The following is a 15834-nucleotide window of genomic DNA, read 5'->3' on the forward strand; positions in this document are numbered from 1 at the left end:
GGGCTTATTTCTCTTCGGGCTTGTTGACGAACTTCTCCAGCATCTTCTTGCCCTCCGGCGACTGCGCCAGGCCCTCGAGCATGCTGGCGATGGCGGTGCCGCCGTCGGCGGAGAACAGGTCCATCACGCTCGACAGGCCCTTGCCCGGCGAACCGGCGTTGGAAATCACCTTGACGTCGGCGGACTTGAGCGCCTCGGCCTGGGCCATGCCCACGGCCTGCGCGGCTTCGATGTTGCGGATGCCCAGCAGGTAGTTCTGGTAGCCCTGGTCGGCGCCGATCTTTTCGGCCAGTTTGATCTGCGCGTCCACCGGCGCCATCAGGATGGCGGTTTCGGCGGCGCCCTTGGCGTGGCCCTCCGCGGTAATGCCCTCGGCATTGCGCTTGGCAGCCTCGAGCTGGCCCTCGGCGGTCAGCACGGTCTGCTGCTTGTGGCCTTCGGCCGATACGATCGACACCTGCTTGCTGGCCTCGGCCGAAACCACGGCCACCTGCTTGGCGGCGTCGGCCTGCACGATGGCCACGTCCTTGGCCTGGGCCGCTGCAATGACGGCGGCTTCGCGGGCGATCTCGGCGCCGCGCACGGTGTTCACCTGCACCACGTCCATTTCCTTGGCCGCGGTTTCGCGCTGCTGCACCTTCACCTGCTGCGACGCCTGCTCATTGGCGACGCCGACGTTCTTGTCCTTTTCGGCGGTGCGCAGGCCCACCTGCTCGGCGGCCAGCTGGCGGGACATTTCGATCTCGCGCTTGGCGGCGATTTCAGCCATCTCGGCCTGGCGGCTGTTGTCGGCCACCACCAGGCGCGATTCGCGCTCGATGCCCGAAGTGCGCTTGGCCATGATGTTGTGGATGACGTCGCTGTCCTTGCTGTCGCGGATGTCCATCAGCTCGATGTTCTTGATCGCCTCCACGCCCCAGCCACCGAGCTGCGGCTGCACTTCCTTGGTGAAGGCTTCGCCGAAGCGGCTGCGGTCGAGCATGATCTGGTCAATCTCATGCGCGGCCAGCACGGTGCGCACGGAACCCTGGACGATGGCGGTCAGCTGTTCCTTGAGCTCCTCGAACGAAGCCACGCGCTGGGCGGCGGTGTTGGAATCGCTGATGCGGAAGAAGGCCATCACGTGCACCAGGAAGGGCACGCGCTCCTTGTCGTAGGCCGCGTAGTCCGGCAGGTCGATGGCGAAGTTCGACACCGGCAGCGTGACCCGGGTCAGGCCGATCATCGGGATGCGCGAGGGCCACTCGTAGTAGGTGTTGGAGTCAAACCCCTTGCCGTAGGACACCGTGTTCTTGCGCGTCTGCACGATGTGCACTTCGTTCACCGGCACCACCCGCCGCAGCGCGATGACCCAGAAGAAGGCGGTGACCAGGGCAACGCCGGCGGCGGACGCCAGGCCAATGAGAATCAGGGACGAAGTAAGCATGAAGGGGCCCGCGGCAAATGGAGTCGCCGGAGTATAGGGCTGAAAACCCCAGGCCCGGCGTCGGATGCGACTTTTTCGCCGCTCCCCGGGCGGCTACTCCAGCCCGATCCAATCCACCTCGAGCCGGAACGGCCCTTCCCGCTTGTCGCCGATCAGCAGGCCGATCTCGCGGACCCGCCCGGCGTCCAGCGGCGGGCCCTGCAGCGCGAAGCCGTGCGCGCTCGGGCGCAGGTCGGCCAGGGGCACGCGGGCGACCGTCCACTGCCCGGCCTCGGTGCCGAACTCGCCGCCATAAGAGACGGTGATACCCCGGAAGCGGGCGTCGGTGGCAAGGCGAAGCTGGTAGCGGCGGCCGTCGCCGCGCACCCGCAGCACCACGGCCGCGGCGTCGCTGAAATCGAAATCGCGGCCGACGGTACGCACGGACGAAAACCCGCCGTTGTTCTCCAGCGACAGCACGCCCGAGAAACGCAGCAGGCCCGCTTCCACTTCCGGCCCACCGCGGGAACGCCCGCCCATGACGCCGTCGTTCACCGCCACCCAGCGCGGTTCGTCGGCACCGGCGGAAAAGCTGAACAAGGGGGTCATGGCGGGCTCCGAAGTGGCCAGGGTCGCGGCCGGCATGGCCAGCGCCAGGGCGGCAACAAAGGGGGCGATACGCATGGGGACGGCCAGTGGTCGGGACTCCCATTGCAACGCGGCGGCCGTCGCCGGTGCGTGAGGGGACTTCCGGCGTCCGCGGGCCGGCAGTAGGCTGGCGGTCCAGACCACGCCCCGCGCACCTGCAGGAGAAACCCCATGAGTTATGTCGATGGTTTCGTACTCGCCGTCCCCAACGCCAACCGGCAGGCTTTCCTGGATTTCGCCAGCAGGTTCGACCCGATTTTCAAGGAGTTTGGTGCCCTGCGCGTGGTCGAGTGCTGGGGCGACGACGTGCCCGACGGCAAGCAGACCGACTTCCGGCGCGCCGTGCAGTGCAAGGACGACGAAACGGTGGTGTTTTCTTGGATCGAATGGCCCGACAAGGAAACCCGCGACGCCGGCATGAAGAAGATGATGGAAGACCCGCGCATGGATCCCAAGACCAACCCCATGCCCCTGGACGGCGCGCGGATGATCTACGGCGGGTTCCGGCCGATCCTGGACATCTGAGCCCGCCGGCGCGGCGTTCACCCACGCCGCCTTCTGCGCTAGCCTTAGGCAACTTCCCGCGCGATTGGGGGGCCTATGCGAGCCCGGGTCGCCACCTTGCTGGAACGGGCAGACGTACATCTCGACGGCGACAGGCCCTGGGACATCCGGGTGCGGAACCCCAGGATGTTCGCCCGCGTCCTGGCCGAAGGGTCATTGGGCCTGGGTGAGTCCTACATGGACGAGGACTGGGACACCGATGCCCTGGACGAACTGTTGGCCCGGCTGCTCGACGCCCGGCTCGACCAGCAGGTACCGGGCTTGCACGAATACTGGGCCTGGCTGCGCGCCTGGCTTCTCAACCTGCAGTCGCGGCGCCGGGCCTACGTGGTCGGCGAGCGCCACTACGACCTGGGCAACGATCTCTACCAGGTCATGCTGGGCAAACGCATGGTGTACAGCTGCGCTTACTGGCAGGCGGCCACCAACCTCGACGACGCCCAGGAAGCCAAGCTCGACCTCGCCTGCCGCAAGCTGGAACTCAGCCCGGGTCAGCGCCTGCTCGACATCGGCTGCGGCTGGGGCGAGGCGCTGAATTTCGCCGCCGAGCGCTACGGGGTGAGCGGCATCGGGCTGACGATCTCCCGGGAGCAGGCCGACCATGCCCGCGAACTTTGCCGTGGCCTTCCCGTCGAAATCCGGCTGCAGGACTACCGGGACTTCGATGAACCCGTCGATCGCATCCTTTCGATCGGCATGTTCGAACACGTCGGCGTGCGCAACTACCGGCGCTTCTTCGAGCTCGCGGCGCACTGCCTGCCGGCCGACGGCCTGATGCTGCTGCACACCATCGGCCGCAACGTCTCGGGCAACCACACCGACCCCTGGATCGAGCGCTACATCTTCCCCAATTCCATGCTGCCCTCGGCCGCGCAGATCACTGCGGCCAGCGAAGGCCTGTTCGTGCTCGAGGACTGGCACAGCTTCGGCACCGACTACGACCGCACCCTGCAGGCCTGGCGCGACAATATCGAAGCCGGCTGGGACCGCCTGCCCGACCGCTACGACCAGCGTTTCCGGCGCATGTGGCGTTTCTACCTGGCCGCCAGCATGGCGGCGTTCCGGGTCAGGAACATCCAGCTCTGGCAGATCGTGCTCTCGCCCCGCGGCCGGCCCGGAGGCTACGTGGCCCCGCGCTGACCGGCCCGCAATCGTGGACAATGGGCCCATGCGAACCTTCGTACTCAGGGCCCGGGCGGCCCCCACGGACAGCGCGAAGCTGCTGGCTTCGGTCGGCGGCGACGCGCATGCCGAGATCCTGGCCCATACGCTGATGAACGCCATCTTCGTGGCCCAGTCGCACCGGCCCGACGTCGTGGTGTACCTGGTGCTGGAAAGCACGCCGGACTATTCGCGCAGCATCCGCTTCGAAGCCAGCGCCATGCACGAAATCGGCGGCTTCAACGAGGCCGCCCTGCTGGCCAAGGTGGCCAAGGCGCTGGACGCATCCCGGGGCATGGGCAAGGAAGAAACCCGCCCGGTGGAAAGCGGCGTCACGGTGCAGACGATCAGCTTCGAACGGCTGGTGCAGCAACTGGCGGAAAACCACCAGCTGTACGTGATGGAAAAGAAGGGCAAACCGATCCGCGAGCAGGCCTTCCAGGGCAAGCCCTGTTTCCTGCTGACCGACCACATCCCCATGCCCAAGAACACCTTCCACACCCTTGACCGCCTGGGAGCCACCCGCATCACGCTGGGCAAGACGATGCTGTTCGCCTCCCAGTGCGTGGTGCTGATCCACCACGAACTGGACCAGCGCCAGGGCTAGCTTTCCCTAGCCGTAACGCCTGCGGTGACCGTCGAGGATGCCGGAAACCTTGGCCAGCGCGTCTTCGACTTCCTTCTTGAAGCCGCCGGCGGGCAACTCCCGCACGGCGGAATGGGCGGCGCAGACGATGGAGGTCTTGGACCAGGCGGAAGCCAGCCAGCGGGCCCAGCCGGCGAAGGCGTCGGCGGAACCGGGGCTTTGGCTCAGCGCCCGCGACAGCATGGGGTGCATGCGCAGCGATGATTGGGGAAGGATCTTTCCCAGCGTCCCGGATGCGGCCATCACGTTGAAGGTGTCGTCCACGTGCACGATGCCGCTTTGCCGGTGGCGCACCAGCACCGAAGCCACGTGCACGCGTTCATCGGCGGAGACGAAGTCCACGCCCTCGGGCACGGACAGGTTGAACAGGTCGGCCAGCGGGTGTTCGTCATCCCAGGTTTCGACCGGCGCTTCCGCCCACGGCAGCGTGGGCGCCTTTTCCCGGTGGCGTGCGGTGCCGTAAAGCGTCGCCGCCGGGAACAGCGTGTGCATGTCCTCCACGTACATCGTATGGAAGGGATGCACGTGGATGACGGAGTCGACCTTTTCGCCGTTTCCGGTGAGCGCCAGGAGTTCGTCGCGTTCGGCGTCGTCGAGCTCGCAGCCATCAATCACCACGAAACGGCCGTTGCCGCGCTTCACCACCGACATATGCGTGCCGATGTTGATGATGCCGACGACGCGGAACACGCCGCGGATGTTCCAGAAGGTGTCAGCCAGTTTTTGCATGGTGCTTGCCCCCTAGGGCGAAAGCCAATCGGGCGGCGGGATCTGCCGGTGCGCGTCACTGAGGGCCTTGGCCCACTGCTCGCGGATTCTGGTGAAGTATTTGTCGTCTTCGTTCATGCGCTGCTCGACGATGCCGTCGATGCTGTCGTTGCGGTAGACCAGCAGGTCCAGCGGCATGCCGACGCTGAGGTTCGAGCGCAGGGTCGAGTCCATCGAGATAAGCGCCAGCTTCACGCCCTCCTCCAGCGAAGTATCGCGGGTGATGGCGCGGTCGAGCATCGGCTTGCCGTACTTGTGTTCGCCGATCTGCAGGTAGGGCGTGTCGGCGGTGGCCTCGATGAAGTTGCCGGCGGCGTAGATATGGAACAGGCGCAGCGTGCGCCCCGCGATCTGGCCACCGAGCATGATGGACACATCGAAGGTCACGTCCTGCTGTTTCATCGCCTCGCCGTGGGTGCGGTACACCCGGCGCACGGCCTCGGAAACCAGCGCCGCGGCGCGGAACATCGTGGGCACGGTGTAGATGGTTTCCACCTGGCCGGTTTCCGGGTCGGGCAAACCGTCCTGGATAAGGTTGATGACGGCCTGGGATATCGCCAGGTTGCCCGCCGTCAGGGTCGCCATCAGGCGCTCGCCGGGAACATGGAACTTCTGCAGCTTGGAGAAACAGGAAATGTTGTCGAACCCGGCATTGGTGCGGGTATCGCCCAGCATCACCAGGCCCTCGTCAAGCAGCAAGCCAACGCAATAAGTCACTTGGGGGTTCTCCAATCAAACGCGAACGCTATTGGCTAGTCTGCGCCAATTGCGTGATGTTGACACTCACATCCAGGGTTTCGTCGTCACCGCCCCGGCGCAGGCCGCGCACGGGGGCGGCATCGCGGTAGTCGCGGCCGCAGGCCACGCGCACGTAGTGTTCGTCCGGGGACACCCGGTTGGCCGGGTCGAAACCCACCCAGCCCAGGCCATCGACGAACAATTCCGCCCAGGCGTGGCTGGCGGCCGGGTAGCCGTCTTCCATGGGCAGCAGGTAGCCGCTGACATACCGCGCCGGGTAACCCAGGTGGCGGGCCGCCGCGATAAGCACCTGGGCGTGGTCCTGGCAAACGCCGGTGCCGGCCTCGAAGGCCTCGGCGGCGCTGGTTTCGGCATGGGTGGTGTCGCTGACGTAGTCGACCTTGTCGCGCACGGCATTGACCAGCCGGTGCACGCATTCCAGGCCTCCGCCCTCGCCCGCCGCGGCATCGGCCAGGGCGATGATGCCCGGGGACGGCAGGGTCAGCGGCGTTGGCTTGAGGAAAAACATGGGCGGCAGGCCACCGGCGTCTTCGCCGTGCACGCCGCTCTTGTCGAGCGTGCGCACCTGGGCGCGCACGGACAGGTGCAGGTCGCTGATCTGGCGGTCGATGGCATGGGTGGCCACCGGGTTGCCGAAGCCGTCGATGCCCGTGGAGGGCAGCAGCTTGCCGTTCACCTCCACCCGCCAGGACTTCACCTGCTGGCTGGCGCTGGGCGCCGGCCACAGGCGCAGGGCCTGCACCACCAGCAAGGCTGGCTGGCCGTAGTGGTAACGCGTGTCGTGGGCGATGGTAAGCAGCATCAGAACAAGTGTCCCTTGGCGATCTCGGCACCCAGGTCGCGGGTGCGGTCGATGACATCGGTAAGGTATTCGTGCAGGCCGTCTTCGATCACTTCATCGATGTTGGCGAAGCGAAGGTGGGCGTACATGGCATGGGCGTGGCGCTTGGCGTCCGAGGCCAGCTGCGGGTCCTGGGCCTTGATGGCGTCCAGGTGCTGGGTGATCTGCTCGTAGCAGAACGCCAGGGAGCGCGGGAAAACGCCTCGCGAGATAAGCAGCTCGGCGACATGCGCCGGCTGCACCCGGCCCTTGAACAGGACCCGGTAGGCACGCCGGGCGCCGACCACGCGCAGGATCGCCAGCCATTGGTAGTAGTCGACCACGCCGCCGACGTCGCTGACGTCGGGCAGCTGCACGTGGTACTTCACGTCCAGCAGGCGGGCGGTGTTGTCGGCGCGCTCCAGGAACTGCCCGGTGCGGATGAAGCAGAAACTGTCCCGTCGCAGCATGCCGTTCGAACACACCCCGTGGAACAGGCCCACGCGCGCCTTCACCCAGTCCAGGAACTCGGCCAGGCGGTCGGCATCGAGTGGGGTCTGGATGAAGTCGGTCAGCTCGATCGAAGTCTGGTTCACCGCCTCCCACATTTCCGTGGTGAGCGAGGTGCGCACCGAGCGGGCATTGCGGCGGGCGGTTTCTATGCAGTTGACGATCGAGGACGGGTTGTCGCGCTCGAAGGCCAGGAAGCGGATGACACTTTCTTCGTCCGGGGTGTCGCCGGCGGCGTTGAAACTTTCCCGGCAGCCGGACGCGACGATGGCCGATTCCCATTCGCTGCTGCGGTTGGTGTCCACGCGCACGGCGTTCATGTGCCCGGCCACCTGCAGCAGGCGCGCCACGTAGTCGGCGCGCTCCATGTAGCGCGCCAGCCAGAACAGGTCGCCTGCGGTTCTTGCGAGCATCATTCCTCCAGCACCCAGGTGTCCTTGGTACCGCCGCCCTGGGACGAATTGACGACCAGGGACCCCTCCTTCAACGCCACGCGGGTAAGCCCGCCGGGCACGACGCGTACCTTGTCGGTGCCCGACAGCACGAACGGCCGCAGGTCGACGTGGCGTGGCGCCACGCCCGATTCGACGAAGGTGGGCACGGTCGAAAGGGCCAGCGTGGGCTGGGCGATATAGGTTTCGGGTTTGGTCCTGAGCAGGTCGCGGAACTCCTGCAGCTGGGCCTTGCTGGCCTGCGGGCCGACCAACATGCCGTAGCCGCCCGAGCCGTGCACGGCCTTCACCACCAGCTCGTCCAGGTGCTCGAGCACGTACTTGAGCTCGTCGGCCTTGCTGCAGTCGTAGGTGGGCACGTTGGAGAGCAGTGGCTCTTCGCCCAGGTAGAAACGGATCATCTCCGGCACGTGGATGTACACGGCCTTGTCGTCGGCGATACCGGCGCCCACGGCATTGGTGATGGTGAGGTTGCCGGCCCGGCTGGCGAAATGCAGGCCGGGCGCGCCCAGGGCGGACTCGGGGCGGAACACCAGCGGATCGAGGTAGTCGTCGTCGATGCGGCGGTAGATGACGTCCACGCGCTCCAGACCTGCCGTGGTGCGCATGTAACAGATGTCGTTGCGCACCAGCAGGTCGGCGCCTTCGACCAGGTCGATGCCCATTTCGTCGGCCAGGAACGCGTGTTCGTAATAGGCGCTGTTGTGGATGCCGGGCGTCAGCAGCACCACGGTGGGTTCACCATGGCAGTTGGCGGGCGCGACCGAACGCAGGGTTTCCAGCAGTTCGTCGGCGTAGTGCGCCACCGGCGCCACCCGGGCCTTGCGGAACAGGTCGGGGAACAGGCGCTGCATGACCTCGCGGTTTTCCACCATGTACGACACGCCGGAGGGCGTGCGGCAGTTGTCCTCGAGCACGTAATAGTCGTCGGGCCCGGTGCGCACCATGTCGATGCCGGAGATGTGCGAATAGATGTGGCCCGGCAGGTCCAGCCCGTTCATTTCGGGGCGGAACTCGGCGTTGTGCAGGATCAGCTTCTCGGGGATACGCCCGGCGCGGATGATCTCGCGGTCGTGGTAGACGTCGTGCAGGAAGGCGTTCAGGGCCTTGGCACGCTGTTCCAGGCCCTGGCGCAGGCGCTGCCATTCGGCCTGGGCCATCACGCGCGGGATCAGGTCGAAGGGAATCAGCCGTTCGGCGTCGCCACCTTCGGTATAAACCGCGAAAGTGATACCGATGCGCCGGAACAGGACCTCGGCCTCGCGGCGCTTGAGCGCCAGCTGCTCGGGCGTGGCGGACTTCAGCCACGCATCGATCATTGCGTAGGGCGGCCGGATCTGGTCGGGCCAGCCCATTTCGTCGAACGGCGGCGCTTGCGGCGTCATCCTGACTCCTTCAACGAATGAATCTTCAGGGTAACACCCCGACTTCCCGTTGCTTCACGGAATTTTAAGACCAATGAAGGATCAGGCTGCTTCAAGGCCGGCCACCGGCCCATGCGGGTAAACCGCCGCACGGCCCTGGAACGCAAGGATGCCCGGCTTCTTCACCACGCCGCGGTCGATGTTCAGTGCGCGGCTCAGGGTCGGATCGTGTTCCCAGCCTTCGCGGCCGCGGGCCATGGTCTCCATGTACACCACCAGGGCGGCGGAAATGGAGCGCGTGGCGCTTTCCCACAAGTAACTGGGTGTGTGGTCGACGGCGTAGTAGTCCACCGTGCCCACCTTGAACATCGGCTCGCCGAAGCTGGTGGGCTTTGCGAAGTAGAAGCCCATGCCTTCGTCGCAGCTGACGTCGATGATCAGGCTGCCCGGCCGCAGGCAGCCGGCTTCGTCTTCGGTGACGAAGTTCATCGGGCTGGCCGGGTTCTGGAAGGTGCCGTTGATCAGGATGCCGGCTTCACCGATCAGCTCACCCAGCGGGCGACGGGAGCCGTCATGCTCGACCACCACCATGCGGGCTTCGCCGGCCAGGCCGGTTTCCAGGCGCACGTAATGGCAGTCCAGCACTTCCTCGCGCACTTCGTGGTCGGGGCGCTGGATGCAGATGGTGATGTCGCGGAAACCGTGCGCCTTCAGTGCATAGATGGCGCCCCGGCTGACCGCGCCAAAGCTGAAGATGATCACCTTGCGCTGGTTGCCGTAGTGGCCATCGATGCCCTTCAGGGCCAGCGCATGCAGCACGGCGCAGTAACCGGCCATTTCGTTGTTCTTGTAGAACGTGTGCCGGCCGATGCGTCCGTCCGGGCCCCAGACGAACATGTCCTCGAAGGCGATCAGCGTCTGCATGCGATCAATCGCGGCCTGGGTGATGGCGCGCTGTTGGGCGCAGTGCACATAGCCCCAGAGCAGGCCGCCGACCCGCAGTTCCTGCAGGTCAGCCACCGTGGGCTTGGCGATGACCACCGTGCCGGCCTCCGCCAGCAGCTGGGCCCGCGGCGCCACCCCGCCCGACTGGGCGCCGAGTTCGTCGTCGGAGACGTCGAAGGCGTCGCCGTAGCCGGTTTCAAACACCATCTGCCGCCGCACCGCCTCGGGCAGGCGCGGCAGGTGGTCGGGATGCACGGGAAAGCGTCGCTCGTCGGGTTTGCGGGACGTAGCAACAATGCCGATGGAATTCGGACTAAGGGTCATGGCGGGTCCTTGATAAGGCGCGCCACGGGCAGCCAAGCGGGAGGCGGGTACAGCAGACGTGCGGCGCCGGCGGGCCGGCGGCAGGAAGACAACACTGGACCAGAAGCCCGTGCAGACGCACAGAGTGCGCCTCGGGGTGTTAGCTAAGCGTTAGGTGCACTCGATCCCAGGTTTCGCTATATAGAAGGCCGCCTGCTTTCCAGGAGGAGCCCCCCATGATCCCCAAGAACCTGGTTTGCCTTTGGTACGACGGCACCGCGCTCGAGGCTGCGGAGTTTTATGCCGCCACCTTTCCCGACAGCGAAGTGAAGTCCGTGCACCGCGCGCCCGCCGACTATCCGTCCGGCAAGCAGGGTGACGTGATCACGGTCGAGTTCACCGTCCTGGGCATTCCCTGCCTGGGACTAAACGGCGGCGACACCTTCAAACACAGCGAGGCGTTTTCATTCCAGGTGGCTACCGACGACCAGGAAGAAACCGACCGCTACTGGAACGCCATCGTCGGCAATGGCGGCCAGGAAAGCGAATGCGGCTGGTGCAAGGACAAATGGGGCGTGTCCTGGCAGATCACCCCGCGGGTGCTGACCGAGGGCTATACCGACCCCGACCCTGCGGTCGCCAAGCGCTGCTTCGAGGCGATGATGACGATGCGCAAGATCGATGTCGCCGCCATTGAAGCAGCGCGCCGGGGAAGCCCCTGATCCGGTTGCCCCGCTGGCTGAAACCCAGACCGCCCGTGGTCTTGGCCCGATGGCGCGTTGATGCGGGCCTGTGGAGCCAGTTCGTTGCCGCCGAGGCGCGGCGCGGCGGGTCCGAGCCTGGCAACGAGCTGCCACCACTCGGTGACATCCCCCCGGCGGGGTTTGAAGTCGTCGTCGAGGAAAATGCAGTGCTGGTCGATGGCAGGCGATTCGAGCTGCCTCGCCGGGGTACGCCGGAAGTCCTCAAGGCCGGGATCAGGGACCCGGCGGATGCGCCGACCACGCTCGAGATCACGCTGAAGTACCCGGCGCGTGGCCGCCGCGACGGCCAGATGCAGTCGGCCCGCTACACCCGCCTGACCCTGCCCGTGCCGGGACCCGCCTGGCGCGAGGCGAGGAAAGCCGCGGCCCATTTCAACGGAGGTCGGCCCGGCGACCCGGACTTCTTCCACGGCCGCGGGGACGGCAACGATCCGGAAGACCTCAGCCGCTGCGCCAACTGCGGCCACGAGACCTATCAGTTCCGATCCGAGTGCGAACGCTGCGGCATGGGCCTGCAGTCCCGGCGCTGGTCGCGTCGCTTCGGTTTCATGCTTTTGCTGTGCGGCCTCATCCTCAGCGCACTCATGGGCGGCGTGCTCTTTTACACCGTGCCGGCGCTGCTGCAGCCGGGCGAACTTGTGGGCGACGTGCGTTTTGCCGGCGGCCCCGGCATGGCGACGCTGGTGCTGATGTTGCTGGTGGGTCTTTTTGTCCTTGGCGTAGCGATCGTCGTTTATGGCATCTGGCAAATGGCGACCGGCAAGGTCAGCCTGCGCGCAGCGCGCATCGCGGCCTACCTGTTGAGTGCGCTATTGTTTTCAGCAACGATCATCCAATGGCTTGACTGAGGACACTGGCATGAAGCTGATCAAACCGTTCGGCGCTCTGTTCGTGATTGTTTCGATGGCCACCGGCTGCGGCCGCGGCGACGAAGCCCCCGCCGCCGCCCAGGCGCCCGAAACCGCCTCGGTACCCCGCCCCGCCGGCTACATTGAAATCGACGGCCGGACCTGGGCCGTGGTGGCCGATGTGCAGTGCATGGTGGCGCCCGGCCCGGTCGTCGCCATCGCCGGCCACGCGGCCGAAGACCGGGGCACCGAGATCGTGGTCGACTTCAACCTGCCCGATGGCCCGACCGGCGTCAGCGTCATTCCCTCCAACGGCACCACCGAGTGGCATGCCGAAAACGCCATGAACTTCGAGATCACCGGCAAGCAGGTCAAGGGTGCCGGCTATTTCGCCGGAACCCTGCGTGGTGGCACGCGGCAGGCTCAGGGGCGCTTCGACATCACCTGCCGTTAGGCCGGGGAGCGGCCAGCCGTCAGCTGCGATTGCGGCGGCGGTCCAGCCAGCCCATCACCGCGCTGGCGGTCAGGCCGTGGAACAGGATGGAAAGCACCACCACCATCACCACCACCGACCACAGCTCGCGCGAATCGCGGAAGTAGGCGTGGTTCATGGCGAACGCCAGGTAGTAGAACGAGCCGATGCCGCGTACGCCGAACACCGCGATGGCCCAGCGGTCGCGTGGCGACAGCTTGGCACCCACCAGCCCCAGCCAACCGGTAAGCGGGCGAACCACCAGCACGAACACCAGCGCGAAGACGAGGCCCTTGCCGCTGAGTTCCGACAGGATGCCGCTGGCCAGCGCGCCGCCCAGCAGGAGCAGCATCAGCGCCATCAGCAGCTTCTCGCACTGCTGCGCGAAGGTGTCGAGCACGCCGTGGAATTCGCTGGTGTCTTCCTTCTGGCGGATCACCAGCGCGGCCACGAACACCGCCAGGAAACCGTAGGTGTGGCACAGCTCGGCCACGCCATAGACGATCAGCGTGATCGCCAGGGCGGTAAGGCCCTCTCCGCTCTTAGAAAGCGTGGGCTCCCGTTCGCTGCGGAAGATAAGCAGCATCAGCGCGTAGCCCACCAGGATGCCGATGGCCGCGCCGCCCAGCACGCGCCAGAGCACGTCGATGATGATCCAGCTGGTCCAATCCACCGGCGTTCCGTCGGTGGCCAGGGCCAGGGCCACGGCCAGCCAGACGAAGGGAAACGCCAGGCCGTCGTTGAAGCCCGCTTCCGAGGTCAGGGCGAAGCGCACCGGGTCTTCGCCACCCTGCCCGGGCGCGTGAACCTGCACGTCGCCGGCCAGCACCGGGTCGGTGGGCGCCAGCACCGCGCCGAGCAGCATGGCCGTGGCCACGCTGTAACCCAGCCACGCCTGGCCCAGCCACAGCCCGGCCAGGATCGTCAGCGGCATGGTGATGCCCAGCAGCCGCCAGGTCAGCGACCAGCGTTTCCAGCCGAAGCGCGTATCAATGCGCAGGCCCACGCCCACCAGCGCCACCAGCACGGCCAGCTCGGTCAGGCGTTCGGTGATCAGCGGGAAGCGCACCGGATTGGCCGGCACCAGCGGCAGGGGCAGCGGCAGCGAGTAGACCAGCGCGCCCAGCGCGACGTAAAGGATGGGCAGGGTCAGCGGGTTGCGCTTGACCAGATGGGGCACCCAGGCGGCGCCCAGCAGCGCGAGCCCGGCAAGCAATAGCGCGAATTCATATGCGTCCAAGCCATCTCCGACAGTGCCGTCCCGCGGGCCGGTTTGGCCGGGGGCTCTGTCGGACTAGGGTAGCTTGTCGCGGGGTTTGCCGCGTCGGCAAACACCGGGGGCGGAGCAGCAGCACCCGCAGGCACTGCCGCCCCGCCCCGGCTGGCCGGTGGTCAGGCCGCGTTGGCCTTGGCCAGGGCGTGCACGTCGGCCGCGGCCAGCGGCTGGCCGCCGATGGCCCAGTTGCCGCCTTCGAACTCGTTGATGCGAACCCAGGTGACGCCACGCAGGCTTTCGCCTTCGACGGCAATCATGGCTTCGGTGACCTTGCTGATCAGGGCCTGCTTCTGCTGCGGGGTGAAGACGTCCTTGATGACGTCGATGGTGACCATGGGCATAACGTTCTCCTAAGTATTGGGTAGGTGACTTGCGGTTGGCTTGCAGAGGCGGCACACACGGGGGTGGATGCCTCGGAAACAATTTGACCACCGCCCCGAATCCCGGACTTGGAGCTTTCCTGGAGATGTTCTGGAGGTTTGCCGGAGGCACCGGATCAGGCCCCGCCAGGGCCGGCGGCCGCTGGCCTATACTCCGGCCATGATCTACCGCTTCGACGATTTCGAGCTGGATCTGGCCAAGCTGGAGCTGCGGGCTGGAGGCGCCGTCCGGGCGCTGGAACCGCAGGTGTTTTCCCTGCTCGCCCTGCTGGTGGCCAACGCCGAGCGCGTGGTGTCGCGGGACGAAATCATCGACAAGGTGTGGGACGGCCGCGTGGTGTCGGAGTCGGCCATCGACAGCCGCATCAAGAGCGTGCGCCAGGCCCTGGGCGACGACGGCCGCACCCAGCGTTTCATCCGGACCCTGCAGCGCAAGGGCTTCCGCTTCGTGGCCGAAGCCCGGGCGGTGGGCTCCGAGCCCGTGATCGCCATTGCCACCCCGGAAGAAGCGCCGGACACGACGGCGCCCGCCCGGCCATCGATCGCCGTGCTGCCCTTTCGGGTGCTGGGCGTCCTGGGCCCCTACGCGCCGCTGGCCGACGCCCTGGCCCACGAGCTGATCGCCGACCTGGCCCGGCTGCACTGGCTGTTCGTCACCGCGCGCGAGTCCTCGTTCCGGCTGCGCGGCGCCGAGGCCGACCCCGGCGAGATAGGCCGACTGCTGGGCGTGCGTTATTACCTGTCCGGCACCGTCGAACAGGCGGGGCCCCGGCTGGCGGTGATGGTGGAGCTGACCGATACCCGCACCGGCGGCGTGGTCTGGGCCGAACACTTCACCTTGCCCGTGGATGAGGTGCATGCGCTGCGCGAGCACATCCGCACGCAAACCCTGTCGGCACTGGAGATCCGGATTCCCGCCCACGAAGCCTCGCTGGCACGGCTGTCGGTGACCGAAAACCTGGACGCCTGGTCGGCCTACCACCTGGGCCTGCAGCACATGTACCGCTTCAACCGCAGCGACAACGCCACGGCCCTGGCGCTGTTCGAACAATCGATCGCCAAGGACCCGGACTTCGCGCGGGCCCATGCCGGGCTGTCGTTCGTGCATTTCCAGAGTGCCTTCCTGCGGCACAGCGATGACGTCGCCGGCGAAACCGCCCTGTCCCGCCGCTTCGCCGAACGCGGCGTCGAGCTCGACCCGCTCGACCCCTTCGTCAACTTCGCGATGGGCCGCACTTTCTGGCTGGAAGGCGACCTGCAAACCAGCCTGGGCTGGCTCGAACGCGCCACGTCGCTGAGCCCGCACTACGCCCAGGGCCTGTATGCCCGCGCCTGGGCGGAGTCATTGGCCGACCGCAGCCTGGAAAGCCGCGAGCACGTCGACCTGGCCATGCGCCTGAGTCCGCTCGACCCGATGCACTACGCCATGGTCGGCACACGATCTTTCACGCACATGGTGCAGGGCGAAGACGCCGAAGCCGCCGCGTGGGCGGAACGCGCCGCCCGTTCGCCGGGCGCGCACGTGCTGATTGCCATGATCGCCGCGGTGGCGAACGCGCTGGCGGGCAACCCCGCCCAGGCACAGGCCTGGGTGCAGAACGTAAAGACGCGCAACCCGAACCTGCGCAGCGAGGACTTCTTCCGGGCGTTTCCCATGCAATCGGAAGTCGCCCGCTCGCGCGTCGTCGCCGCGCTTTCTTCGCTGGGTTACTGAGGCCGGACGCTCCGCGCTTCCTTCCCCTGTGCTTC

17 protein-coding genes are annotated in these 15834 nt (G+C 66.8%); 7 read left to right on the forward strand and 10 right to left on the reverse strand.

Going from position 1 to position 15834, the window contains the following annotated elements:
- Nucleotides 1-4 precede the first annotated feature (4 nt).
- Nucleotides 5-1426: an SPFH domain-containing protein gene (locus tag ACYVJH_RS04020; protein WP_460453358.1), complete on the reverse strand. Its 1422-nt coding sequence runs from the start codon at nucleotides 1424-1426 to the stop codon at nucleotides 5-7.
- A 93-nt stretch (nucleotides 1427-1519) separates the two neighbouring features.
- The gene (locus tag ACYVJH_RS04025; RefSeq protein WP_460453359.1) at nucleotides 1520-2089 is read right to left on the reverse strand and encodes a CIA30 family protein; all 570 of its coding nucleotides are present in this window, start codon (nucleotides 2087-2089) and stop codon (nucleotides 1520-1522) included.
- Nucleotides 2090-2224: 135 nt separating this feature from the next.
- On the opposite strand from ACYVJH_RS04025, the gene ACYVJH_RS04030 reads away from it, so the two are divergent.
- From ACYVJH_RS04030 to trmY, 3 genes are all read left to right on the forward strand, one after another.
- Nucleotides 2225-2578, forward strand: a complete 354-nt coding sequence (locus ACYVJH_RS04030; protein ID WP_460453360.1) for a DUF1428 domain-containing protein — start codon at nucleotides 2225-2227, stop codon at nucleotides 2576-2578.
- Nucleotides 2579-2653: 75 nt separating this feature from the next.
- Nucleotides 2654-3757 carry a cyclopropane fatty acyl phospholipid synthase gene (gene cfa / locus ACYVJH_RS04035; RefSeq protein ID WP_460453361.1) on the forward strand — a complete coding sequence of 368 codons (1104 nt, stop codon included), beginning with the start codon at nucleotides 2654-2656 and terminating at the stop codon, nucleotides 3755-3757.
- A gap of 28 nt (nucleotides 3758-3785) precedes the next feature.
- Nucleotides 3786-4385: a tRNA (pseudouridine(54)-N(1))-methyltransferase TrmY gene (gene trmY / locus ACYVJH_RS04040; RefSeq protein WP_460453362.1), complete on the forward strand. Its 600-nt coding sequence runs from the start codon at nucleotides 3786-3788 to the stop codon at nucleotides 4383-4385.
- A 6-nt stretch (nucleotides 4386-4391) separates the two neighbouring features.
- Here trmY and ACYVJH_RS04045 read toward each other — a convergent pair whose 3' ends face one another.
- From ACYVJH_RS04045 to ACYVJH_RS04070, 6 genes are all read right to left on the reverse strand, one after another.
- A complete protein-coding gene (locus ACYVJH_RS04045) occupies nucleotides 4392-5153 on the reverse strand; it encodes a hypothetical protein (RefSeq protein WP_460453363.1) in 762 nt (253 codons plus the stop codon).
- Between the two features lie 12 nt (nucleotides 5154-5165).
- A complete protein-coding gene (locus tag ACYVJH_RS04050; protein WP_460453364.1) occupies nucleotides 5166-5909 on the reverse strand; it encodes a peptidase in 744 nt (247 codons plus the stop codon).
- A 28-nt stretch (nucleotides 5910-5937) separates the two neighbouring features.
- Complete coding sequence (locus tag ACYVJH_RS04055) at nucleotides 5938-6753, reverse strand: transglutaminase family protein (RefSeq protein ID WP_460453365.1); 816 nt, start codon at nucleotides 6751-6753, stop codon at nucleotides 5938-5940.
- A complete protein-coding gene (locus ACYVJH_RS04060; RefSeq protein WP_460453366.1) occupies nucleotides 6753-7694 on the reverse strand; it encodes an alpha-E domain-containing protein in 942 nt (313 codons plus the stop codon). The genes ACYVJH_RS04055 and ACYVJH_RS04060 overlap by 1 nt, the downstream gene beginning before the upstream one ends.
- Complete coding sequence (locus ACYVJH_RS04065; protein ID WP_460453367.1) at nucleotides 7694-9118, reverse strand: circularly permuted type 2 ATP-grasp protein; 1425 nt, start codon at nucleotides 9116-9118, stop codon at nucleotides 7694-7696. The genes ACYVJH_RS04060 and ACYVJH_RS04065 overlap by 1 nt, the downstream gene beginning before the upstream one ends.
- 81 nt (nucleotides 9119-9199) lie before the next feature.
- Nucleotides 9200-10366, reverse strand: coding sequence for a N(5)-(carboxyethyl)ornithine synthase (locus ACYVJH_RS04070; protein WP_460453368.1), 1167 nt, complete (start codon nucleotides 10364-10366; stop codon nucleotides 9200-9202).
- A gap of 215 nt (nucleotides 10367-10581) precedes the next feature.
- Here ACYVJH_RS04070 and ACYVJH_RS04075 point away from each other — a divergent pair, with 215 nt between their 5' ends.
- The 3 genes from ACYVJH_RS04075 to ACYVJH_RS04085 are packed head-to-tail and all read left to right on the forward strand — an operon-like array spanning nucleotide 10582 to nucleotide 12411.
- Nucleotides 10582-11067: a VOC family protein gene (locus tag ACYVJH_RS04075; RefSeq protein ID WP_460453369.1), complete on the forward strand. Its 486-nt coding sequence runs from the start codon at nucleotides 10582-10584 to the stop codon at nucleotides 11065-11067.
- Nucleotides 11068-11108: 41 nt separating this feature from the next.
- Entirely contained in the window at nucleotides 11109-11957 is an 849-nt protein-coding gene (locus tag ACYVJH_RS04080) for a hypothetical protein (RefSeq protein ID WP_460453370.1), read from the forward strand.
- A 10-nt stretch (nucleotides 11958-11967) separates the two neighbouring features.
- Complete coding sequence (locus ACYVJH_RS04085; protein WP_460453371.1) at nucleotides 11968-12411, forward strand: hypothetical protein; 444 nt, start codon at nucleotides 11968-11970, stop codon at nucleotides 12409-12411.
- Nucleotides 12412-12430: 19 nt separating this feature from the next.
- Here ACYVJH_RS04085 and ACYVJH_RS04090 read toward each other — a convergent pair whose 3' ends face one another.
- Nucleotides 12431-13669: a cation:proton antiporter gene (locus ACYVJH_RS04090; RefSeq protein ID WP_460453372.1), complete on the reverse strand. Its 1239-nt coding sequence runs from the start codon at nucleotides 13667-13669 to the stop codon at nucleotides 12431-12433.
- A 152-nt stretch (nucleotides 13670-13821) separates the two neighbouring features.
- Complete coding sequence (locus ACYVJH_RS04095) at nucleotides 13822-14046, reverse strand: tautomerase family protein (RefSeq protein ID WP_460453373.1); 225 nt, start codon at nucleotides 14044-14046, stop codon at nucleotides 13822-13824.
- A 199-nt stretch (nucleotides 14047-14245) separates the two neighbouring features.
- Here ACYVJH_RS04095 and ACYVJH_RS04100 point away from each other — a divergent pair, with 199 nt between their 5' ends.
- Nucleotides 14246-15799, forward strand: coding sequence for a winged helix-turn-helix domain-containing tetratricopeptide repeat protein (locus ACYVJH_RS04100; RefSeq protein WP_460453374.1), 1554 nt, complete (start codon nucleotides 14246-14248; stop codon nucleotides 15797-15799).
- The last annotated feature ends 35 nt before the right edge of the window (nucleotides 15800-15834 follow it).

The sequence above is a fragment of the Arenimonas aestuarii genome, assembly GCF_054781715.1.